General features: G+C 60.4%; 11 protein-coding genes. 5 read left to right on the plus strand and 6 right to left on the minus strand.

Features of this window, described 5'->3' with window-relative positions; all coding sequences use genetic code 11:
• On the plus strand, positions 1-1,514 hold a 1,514-nt coding region (locus tag PSV43_RS00775; RefSeq protein WP_300192690.1), incomplete at its 5' end, for a cellulose synthase family protein.
• 124 nt (positions 1,515-1,638) lie between these two features.
• On the opposite strand, the gene PSV43_RS00780 is transcribed toward PSV43_RS00775, so the two are convergent.
• Together PSV43_RS00780 and PSV43_RS00785 are read right to left on the minus strand one after the other, a co-directional pair.
• Positions 1,639-1,971, minus strand: coding sequence for a hypothetical protein (locus PSV43_RS00780; RefSeq protein ID WP_300192692.1), 333 nt, complete (start codon positions 1,969-1,971; stop codon positions 1,639-1,641).
• A 48-nt stretch (positions 1,972-2,019) separates the two neighbouring features.
• On the minus strand, positions 2,020-2,208 hold the full coding sequence (locus PSV43_RS00785) for a hypothetical protein (RefSeq protein WP_300192693.1): 189 nt from the start codon (positions 2,206-2,208) through the stop codon (positions 2,020-2,022).
• 400 nt (positions 2,209-2,608) lie between these two features.
• Here PSV43_RS00785 and PSV43_RS00790 point away from each other — a divergent pair, with 400 nt between their 5' ends.
• Both PSV43_RS00790 and PSV43_RS00795 read left to right on the plus strand, forming a co-directional pair.
• A complete protein-coding gene (locus PSV43_RS00790) occupies positions 2,609-2,845 on the plus strand; it encodes a hypothetical protein (protein WP_300192695.1) in 237 nt (78 codons plus the stop codon).
• Positions 2,846-2,999: 154 nt separating this feature from the next.
• Entirely contained in the window at positions 3,000-4,301 is a 1,302-nt protein-coding gene (locus PSV43_RS00795; RefSeq protein ID WP_300192697.1) for a PQQ-binding-like beta-propeller repeat protein, read from the plus strand.
• A 1,087-nt stretch (positions 4,302-5,388) separates the two neighbouring features.
• On the opposite strand, the gene PSV43_RS00800 is transcribed toward PSV43_RS00795, so the two are convergent.
• Together PSV43_RS00800 and PSV43_RS00805 are read right to left on the minus strand one after the other, a co-directional pair.
• Entirely contained in the window at positions 5,389-5,844 is a 456-nt protein-coding gene (locus PSV43_RS00800; RefSeq protein WP_300192698.1) for a hypothetical protein, read from the minus strand.
• Positions 5,845-5,913: 69 nt separating this feature from the next.
• Positions 5,914-6,057, minus strand: coding sequence for a DUF3309 family protein (locus PSV43_RS00805; RefSeq protein ID WP_300192700.1), 144 nt, complete (start codon positions 6,055-6,057; stop codon positions 5,914-5,916).
• A 360-nt stretch (positions 6,058-6,417) separates the two neighbouring features.
• Between PSV43_RS00805 and PSV43_RS00810 the strand changes: the two genes are divergently transcribed.
• Positions 6,418-6,879, plus strand: coding sequence for a L,D-transpeptidase family protein (locus PSV43_RS00810; RefSeq protein WP_300192702.1), 462 nt, complete (start codon positions 6,418-6,420; stop codon positions 6,877-6,879).
• Positions 6,880-6,917: 38 nt separating this feature from the next.
• Complete coding sequence (locus PSV43_RS00815; RefSeq protein ID WP_300192704.1) at positions 6,918-7,073, plus strand: hypothetical protein; 156 nt, start codon at positions 6,918-6,920, stop codon at positions 7,071-7,073.
• A gap of 278 nt (positions 7,074-7,351) precedes the next feature.
• Here PSV43_RS00815 and PSV43_RS00820 read toward each other — a convergent pair whose 3' ends face one another.
• The gene (locus PSV43_RS00820) at positions 7,352-8,143 is read right to left on the minus strand and encodes a hypothetical protein (RefSeq protein ID WP_300192706.1); all 792 of its coding nucleotides are present in this window, start codon (positions 8,141-8,143) and stop codon (positions 7,352-7,354) included.
• A gap of 51 nt (positions 8,144-8,194) precedes the next feature.
• Positions 8,195-8,859 (minus strand): pyruvate kinase (locus tag PSV43_RS00825; protein ID WP_300192708.1); only part of this gene is annotated, 665 nt, incomplete at its 5' end.

Here is an 8,859-nt window from a genome sequence, read left to right on the forward strand (position 1 = left end):
CCGATATGATTGAGTGGGATAATTTTTTCTGGTTCACCAGCTACATTCTCGTTTTCACCGCCCTGTCCGCCTTTGGCGCGCACAGAATCAAGGTGTTGTACCATTTCTGGAAACACCGGCATGAGGCACCGGTGCCGCCCCATGAGTACGCTGAGCTGCCGCGCATCACCGTGCAGCTCCCGATCTTCAATGAACTGCATGTGGTGGAAAATCTGCTGCGCACCGTCAGCGCGCTGGACTACCCGCGTGACCGCCTGCAGATCCAGGTGCTGGACGATTCCACGGACGAGACTGCCGCGCACGCCGGACGGCTTTCCGCCGATCTCAAAGCCCAGGGCTACGACATCGAGTACCTCCACCGCACGAACCGCGATGGCTTCAAAGCGGGTGCGCTGGACGAAGGCATGGCCTCCGCCACGGGCGAGTTCATCTGCATTTTCGACGCCGACTTCCAGCCGGCACCGGACTACCTGAAGCAGGTGATCCACCACTTCACCAACGAGAAAGTCGGCATGGTGCAGGCGCGCTGGGGGCACCTGAACAAGGACTTCTCCCTGCTCACCCGGTTGCAGGCGCTCTTCCTCGACGGCCACCTGGTGCTGGAGCAGACGGCCCGCAGCCGCCACGGCGAATTTTTGAACTTCAACGGCACCGCCGGCATCTGGCGCAGAGCCGCCATCGAAACGGGCGGCGGCTGGCAGCATGACACGCTGACGGAAGACCTGGACCTCAGCTACCGCGCGCAGCTCAAGGGCTGGAAATTCATCTACCTCAAGGACGTCGTCGTCCCCGCCGAACTCCCGCCGGACATGGACGGCTTCAAGAGCCAGCAGCACCGCTGGACGAAGGGCAGCATCCAGGTGTGCAAAAAGACCCTGGGCAACGTGTGGCGCAGCGACATCCCGCTGAGCCTGAAGATCGAGGCCACCTCCCACCTCACGTCCAACTTCGCCTACCTGCTCACGCTTTGCACGCTGGTGCTGATGTACCCCGCCAACTTTGTGATGGGCAGTTCCTGGCACAAGGCGGTGTTCGTCGATGTGCCCGTGTTCTTCTTTGCCTCCCTCAGCGTTATCGTGTTTTACATGACCGCACAAGGGGCGCAGGGCCGCTGGGGCTGGCTCAAGGCGCTGCCGTATGTGCCCATGCTGCTCGCGCTCGGCATCGGCATGAGCATCAACAACGGCAAGGCCGTGCTGGAGGCGCTGCTCAATCAGTCGTCCGAATTTGTCCGCACGCCGAAGTATGGCATGGAAAACAAAGCGCAGGCCAGCCAGCAGCGCTCGCGCTACAAGGCGGGCAAATCCATCGCCCTATGGATCGAAGTCATCCTCACCGGCTACTTCGGCTGGATGATCGGCCTCGCCGCGCAGCGCGGCCAGTGGGGCAGCATTCCCTTCCTGCTGCTGTTCTTCTTCGGCTTCGGCTACGTCGCCGCAGGCAGCCTGATGAAGCGGTTCTCGATGGCTGCATGGCAGGCCCCCGTGGCCGAGCCCGTGCAGGTGGAGGCGTGAGGGGGGGAAGTCGCTGTTAGGGACGCGCTACGCCGCGTCTGACTTCTTCTTCCCACCGAAGATTGCTGAGCTTTGATGGCGGTTCGTTGAAGGGTCGAGACTGAAGCGCGGAGCGGAGAGTGCCTCAGGAGTCCGCGTGGGTTTCATGACGCCATTCTGCATTCGGGTCATCGTAGTATACAAAGCCGCTCAAAGGACGGACGCAGTCTGCGGGCCAGTCGTCAAGCTCTGCAAGCTCCTCGATAAACATCTGGGGCGGATCGTCGGGTCCGTTGGTGACGATGGCACGGAGCTTCGGTGAAGTGCGCACAAGTTCCACAGCACGATCCTCCGCCTCCTGAGGTGTCAGGGCATCGAGAAAGGCGTTGATGTAGAATCCGCGTAACTGGGGCGCGGTAGCGTCAGCATCGTGAATGAGGAAGTTCACGCCGTGAATCAGGATTGCGTATTTTGGCATGGAATGAGATGCGGCATGAAGACAACGGACCTCACGGTTCACGGCAAGTTACAGTCCTTGCAGCCCGCGCAGATGTTCTACGAGCGACTTTTGGCGTGGTTGATTCGGACGCAGGATCATTGCGCCTGACGGCTGCAAGATCACACGAAACTCCATGCCATCTTTGAAGTGTCCTTGGGCCAGAACATCTTCAGAAAGCGAGAGCTTGTGATGATCGGCTTCCAAAGTTGCGGTCATGCTGAAGAGTTTAATGACTGTCGGAACAAAAAACAACCGATGATGCATGGCCGTTCGGCGGCTTTGAGTTCCGTGGGTTGGCACCCACGGCTACCGTTGTGCCAGCGCTACGCGCTTCCGGAGCTGGGAGGGCCGAGCACGGGTCTCAGCGCAGTCCGCATTCGCGAGTGCCAGCCTCCCGGTTTGGGAATCAGTAAGCGCGTAGCGCTGGCATATCGGTAGCTCTGGGTGAAACCCACGGTCGGCAGTCGGCCCTGCCTGCTGTGGATCGAAAGCGCGTAGCGCTGGCATAACGGTAGCCGTGGGTGAAACCCACGGTCGGCACGCAACCCACCGTTGCCAGAACGGTGGAACCGCGTAGCGGTGACACAAATCTCCGCCCCACCCACGCGCCTCCGCCATGGCCAACACCTACACGCAGATCCTGTATCACATCGTGTTCTCCACCAAGGAGCGCGCCACAGTTCTGAGGGAAACCCGGCGGGAGGAATTCTTCCGCTACGTCTGGGGTGTTCGAACGACGCAGCAGCCCAGGAGCGCGGAATTTATTCCGCTGCAGGTCGCTAGCACACGGCGGGGGGAGTTCCCCATTGCAGCTCGCAAACACGCTGATCTCCGGGGTACCGCCCGCAGCTAAAACTCGGCGCGCCCTTTGCTGCGGGGCGCTGCGGAATAAATTCCGCGCTCCACAGCCTGCTTCTCCCGCGTAAGTTTCCACTGCATCTCACGCGTAAGTTTCCGCTGCATCTCACGCGTAACTTTCCACCGCATTCCCGGTTTACCCTACCCACATGAACCTGCTCCCCTGCGCTCTCGCATCCGCCCTCACGCTCGCTCTTTGCGCCCCCACTCTGCTCACCGCCGCTGGCGATGACTGGCCGCGTTTCCTTGGGCCCACAGGGGCGGCTATGGTCACGGAATCGAAGGTGCCGCTGAAGTGGAGCGACACGGAAAACCTGCGGTGGAAAGCGGAGATGCCAGGTCCTGGTGCCTCCAGCCCCATCGTGCTGGGAGACAAGGTCTTCGTCACCTGCTGGAGCGGCTATGGCGACAAGCCGGGCGCGGACGACATGGGCAAGCTGGTGCGGCATCTCGTCTGCCTCAGCCGTGCCGATGGCAAGGTGCTGTGGGATGCGCAGGTGCCCAGCGCTGCGGCGGAAGATCCGTTCAAGGGCTTCATCACCGAGCATGGCTATGCGACCAACACGCCCGTGACGGATGGCGAGCGCGTGTATGTGTTCTTCGGCAAGAGCGGCGCGCTGGCCTTTGACCTGCAGGGGAAGCAGCTCTGGCAGACTTCCTGCGGCACCAGCTCCGGTGAGAAGCGCTGGGGTTCGGCCGCCAGTCCCATCGTGCATGGGAACCTGCTCATCGTGAACGCCAACGAAGAGAGCCAGACGATTTACGGCCTCGATAAAACGACCGGCGCAGTCGTGTGGAAGGCCGAGGGCGACTTCGGCATGGCCTACGCCACGCCCAACATCGTCAAGCACGACGGCGTGGAGGATCTCGTCATCGCTGTGCCACTGGAGCTCTGGGGCATGAATCCGGACACCGGCAAGCTGCGCTGGTATGCCACGCACGGCCTCACGGCCAACGTCTCCCCATGCATCGTTCCCGGTGGCGACACGGTCTATGTCTTCGGCGGCTTCCCCGCCACACGCAGCGCTGCCATCAAGCTCGGCGGCAAGGGCGATCTCGGGCCCAGCGCCATCCTCTGGGACAGCAGCTCCAGCACCTACGTGCCCACGCCCATCCTCAAAGACGGCCACCTTTACGTCATCAACGATCAAGGTTTCGCGCTGTGCATCGATGCCAAAACTGGCAAGGATGTGTATCGCGAACGCGCCACCATGGGCTCACGCGGCGGCGGCAAGCCCTTCTACGCCTCCCCCGTGCTCATCGGTGACCGGCTCGTCTGCGTCTCCCGCAGAAACGGCGCGCTCGTCCTCGCGGCCAAGCCGACCTACGAGCTGCTCAGCACGAATGAATTTGCCAGCGACACCACCCACTTCAACGGCTCCCCCGCCGTGAGCGGAGACCTCCTCATCCTGCGCAGCAACAAGGCGGTGTACTGCGTGGGCACCAAGTAGCGCGGGTGCGCGGGCAGAGGAGCGCTGCGGCTTTCGCAGCTCTCTTCAGACAGGCTCGCTTTTACCGGCAGAGCACCTGAACTCAAGGCGGCTAGAATGTGGAACGGCGGGGCGCATTCGGGAATGGGGGCGCTGTTTTTGGCAACGGGAATGTTGGGCAGAGGAATGGCCGGAGATTTTCACCGCAGAGGCTGGAACGCCGCAGAGATTTTCCTGAATCGGTTCAGTGCCAGTCTGCGATTTGGTTATTCGGGAGAGCACCTGAACTGAAGGTGGCTAGAGGGTGGAACGGTGGGTAACGGCGGGGGCCATTCGGGAATGGGGGCGCTGTTTTTTGGCAACGGGAATGTTGGGCAGAGGAATGGCCGGAGATTTTCACCGCAGAGGCTGGAACGCCGCAGAGATTTTCCTGAATCGGTTCAGTGCCAGTCTGCGATTTGGTTATTCGGGAGAGCACCTGAACTGAAGGTGGCTAGAGGGTGGAACGGTGGGTAACGGCGGGGGCCATTCGGGAATGGGGGCGCTGTTTTTTGGCAACGGGAATGTTGGGCAGAGGAATGGCCGGAGATTTTCACCGCAGAGGCTGGAACGCCGCAGAGATTTTCCTGAATCGGTTCAGTGCCAGTCTGCGATTTGGTTATTCGGGAGAGCACCTGAACTGAAGGTGGCTAGAGGGTGGAACGGTGGGTAACGGCGGGGGCCATTCGGGAATGGGGGCGCTGTTTTTTGGCAACGGGAATGTTGGGCAGAGGAATGGCCGGAGATTTGAACCGCAGAGAATGAACGGTCGCAGAGATTTTCCTGAATCGGTTCAGTGCCAATCTGCGATTTGGTTATTCGGAAGGGGTTCACTCTGTGTGAGTCGGGGAGGAGACACGCTTCGGCGGTGTCACCCGCAGCGCTCAATCCCGTACGCAAAAAGGGGTGAAGAAGCAGCGATGCTCCTCCACCCACAGAATGATCTGGCGCTGTTAGCGGCGGTCCGAATCCCTGTTCCGGCCTTGATCAGGGGCGGACGGCTGATTGCTCGACGAACGGAAGCTCGACTGACGGTAAATCGGCGGACGGCTGCTCGAAGGGGAGCTGCTCATGGACGATAGTTCGACGGATAGCCGCTTGATGGACGATAGTTCGACGGGTAGCCGCTTGATGGACGATAGTTCGACGGGTAGCCGCTCGATGGACGATAGTTCGACGGGTAGCCGCTCGATGGACGATAGTTCGACGAGGGGCGGCCCGACGAGTGACCGTGGTGCTGATGCTGACCACCGTAGTAGTACTGTCCGTTATAGAAGTAACGGTTTGAGTACGGCCTTCCCTGATAGATGTAACGGCCGGTTTGATACTGACCGCCCGAATAGTAGCGGCCCTGGTAGTAGTAGGCGTTGCCGGCATAACTGCTGGGCAGCGTCGAGTAGGTTTGGAAGCCGCCGCCATAGCCGCCGCCATAGCCGCCGCCACCGGTCATCATCGGATCCACGCAGGAAGAGATGGTCAGCAGGGCAATGGCGGGAACTAGGAGACGTAAGGGATGGAGTTTCATAAGTCGGATGGTTGTGAGGGCGTGTGTGTAGTGCGCGGACAATCATCCGCGAAAAGAAGGAATCGTGGCTTATAACCGCCCCGTGAGCAAAAGCACCAGGAGAATGATGACGAGGAGGCTGGCACCGCCGCCGACATAATGATTGCCGGAGCTGAAGCCGTAGCCGCCACCGCCAAGAAGAAGAAGAATGATAAGGATAACGATGATGTTCATGATTGGATGAAGGTTTTGAATTTGAGATGTCTGCGGTCGGGAATGAATCGGATGCGGTGGCAAAAGCGGATGTCGCAACGAAATAAATCTTACATGACCTCAAGCTGAGAATGGCGTTGTTCCTGAGAAAGCAGCAAGACGAGATGGCCCTTTGAGAAGTTCATGCGATAGGAAAGCAGACGCCTGCGCTTCGTTCAATGAGGGGAAGACCCCATTGAACAAAGCGGGGCACCACGACTCTAATCCAAGGTGCGCCCTATCTTCACCCACTGCTCAGCCCTGCTCTCCGCCGCCCTTTTGTTTGTCACGATGGGCTGCGTCGGCCCCCCCTTCCCTCCGCCATTCCCGCCACCCGCACCCATGGTCGATGATTCCTTTTGGGATGGGGACAGCATGAGGGGCAGCCCTTCCATCCGCATCAGCCTTTCCCAGCAGCGCGCCTTTTTCTACAAAGGCGGCCAGCTTGCCGGTGTATCGCCCATTTCATCCGGGCGTGAAGGACTCGATACAGTGACGGGGAAATTCAAGATCACCCAAAAGGACATCGACCACGTGTCCTCCCTGTTCGGCGATTATGTGGATGCCGATGGCAACGTGATCCAAAAGGACGTGGACACCAGCAAGGACCCCAAGCCCAAGGGGGCGATCTATGATGGAGCACGAATGCCGTATTTTATGCGCATTGTCGGCGGCACCGGCATGCACGAAGGGTACCTGCCCGGCTACGCGGCCTCCCATGGCTGCATCCGCATGCCAGGCCACATGGCCGCCGCCTTTTTCCACTCCGTGGAATTGGGCACGCCTGTGAGCGTCGAACCTTGAACCTGAAATTTTCACCTCAACTCAAACCAGACACACCCATGAACCTCACCAAAAATCGCGGCATTCTTGTACTCGCCATCTATCTCATCATCGTCGGCTTTGTGGGGGCTTTTCGCATCGACCTCGGTGCCCTCAGCATCCTGGTGCCCATTCTTGCCATCGTGTCCGGCGTGCTGCTGATCATGGGCAAGTAATACCATGATGCGTTGAAAACGGGTCTGTAATCCAGCCCCCGCAGACCTGATCTCAAACAGGCGGGCAGCATGGCGCTCAGGCCGTAGGTTGGGTGTGTTTGGCGTCCAAAGCGTCTCATCTTCCATCGCTTCCTCCGCCAAACCGCCCGACTGCAAAGGGCGTTCGCACGCCACGGAGTCTGCCGTACGCTGACAGACGGGCGGGCTGTCGCCACACCCATCCTACGCCCCCATGGGCGGAGAACCCCGTCACCTCGGGCTGCGTTGGCCCTGCCACCTCAGAAAGTGATGTAGCCCAGCGGCAGGTCAGCCCGGGGCTTCACTTTGAACTCGCGGTCCACCATGCAGGGGGTCTCGGAGATGGAGAGGATCTCTTTGGCGTATTTGGCGCTGGCGTCAGGGCTGGCCTCCACATGCAGCAGGTTGCCAGCGGCATCGCGAATGATCAGCACATAGCCGTAGCTTTTCACTCCGTAAGGCACGTCAGGGTCCTGACTGTAGCTGAGTCGTACCGGCTGGGTGGTGTGAACCATTTTGGACTGCGCGCGGATGTTCACCTCGAACTCCTCTTTTTGCAGAACGACCAGGTCGCCGTTGGGATCAGCGACATTTTTGCCCAGAGTGACGGCCAGGCCGCGGGCGTTCTCCAGGTCACGCACCACCTCGCGGTTGCTGAGGTTGAAGTTGTAGGTGTACTCGAAAATGCGGTAGTCGCCGCTGACAGGGCCACGGTTGCTTTTGGCCGGCAGAGTCTGGCAGGCCAGACGGTACTTTTGCGCGGGGGCTGACGTACCCTCGGAGGCGGGAGCAGGCGTGGGCGCGGTGGCCATGTCCGTGTGCTGCTGCTGCCAGCGGGCGATGTATTCGCCGTCCTCCTTGCAGAGGGTCTTAAAATTAACCACCAGGAGCTGCTGATCGCTGCTGCGTTTCAAGGTCACACTCTCACCGGCTACAAGGGTGAGCTCCGCCTCCAGCAGCGTGCCCGCCAGACTGACGAAGACACGGGTCTCCGCCAGCGCCATGGGGGCGATGAGGCAGGACAATAAAAGCAGCGGGCGGACGGATCGCATGATGAGGAATACGGCTGGCTCCGGCCTAAGTTACGGGAGCAGCGCGCGCTTTCAAGCCTCGCGCAGCAGGATGGCATCCACATTGATGCCATCGTACAGCGCATCGCTGAGAATGACGAGCGGGTCTCCATGCTTGATGAGCTTTTCACTGCGCAGCCGTTCCACGGCGTTGCGAATGGCCGCCTCGGGATCTCCCTCAGTGAACTTCAGCACGAAGGGGTTCACGCCACGGGCGGTGACGAGTGTGCGGCTGACGTGCAGATTGGGCGTGAAGGCAAAGATGGGGGCGAACTCCGGGCGCTGATGCGCAAGCAGGTGCGCCATGACGCCACGGATGGTGAAGACGAGCAGCTTGCTGCCGGGGATGCTGTTGGCCAGCAGGATGGCCGCCTTGACGGTCTTGTGCTTGTTGGTCTTGAGCGGGGCATCGCTGGCGAAGCGGCCTGAAGGATACTTCTGCTCAATGCGGCTGATGACGGTGTTCAGCACCTCCACGCATTTCTCCGGGTAGCGGCCCACGCTGGTTTCTCCGCTGAGCATCACGCAGTCCACCTGCTCGATGACGGCATTGAAGATGTCGGTGACTTCCGCGCGGGTCGGCACCGGGTTTTCGATCATGCTTTCGAGCATCTGCGTGGCCACGATGACCTTGCGGCCATGGTAGGAGCAGCGCTCGACGATCTGGCGCTGGATGAGCGGCAGATCTTCGATGGGGC

The sequence above is a fragment of the Prosthecobacter sp. genome, assembly GCF_029946185.1.
Classification (GTDB): domain Bacteria; phylum Verrucomicrobiota; class Verrucomicrobiia; order Verrucomicrobiales; family Verrucomicrobiaceae; genus Prosthecobacter.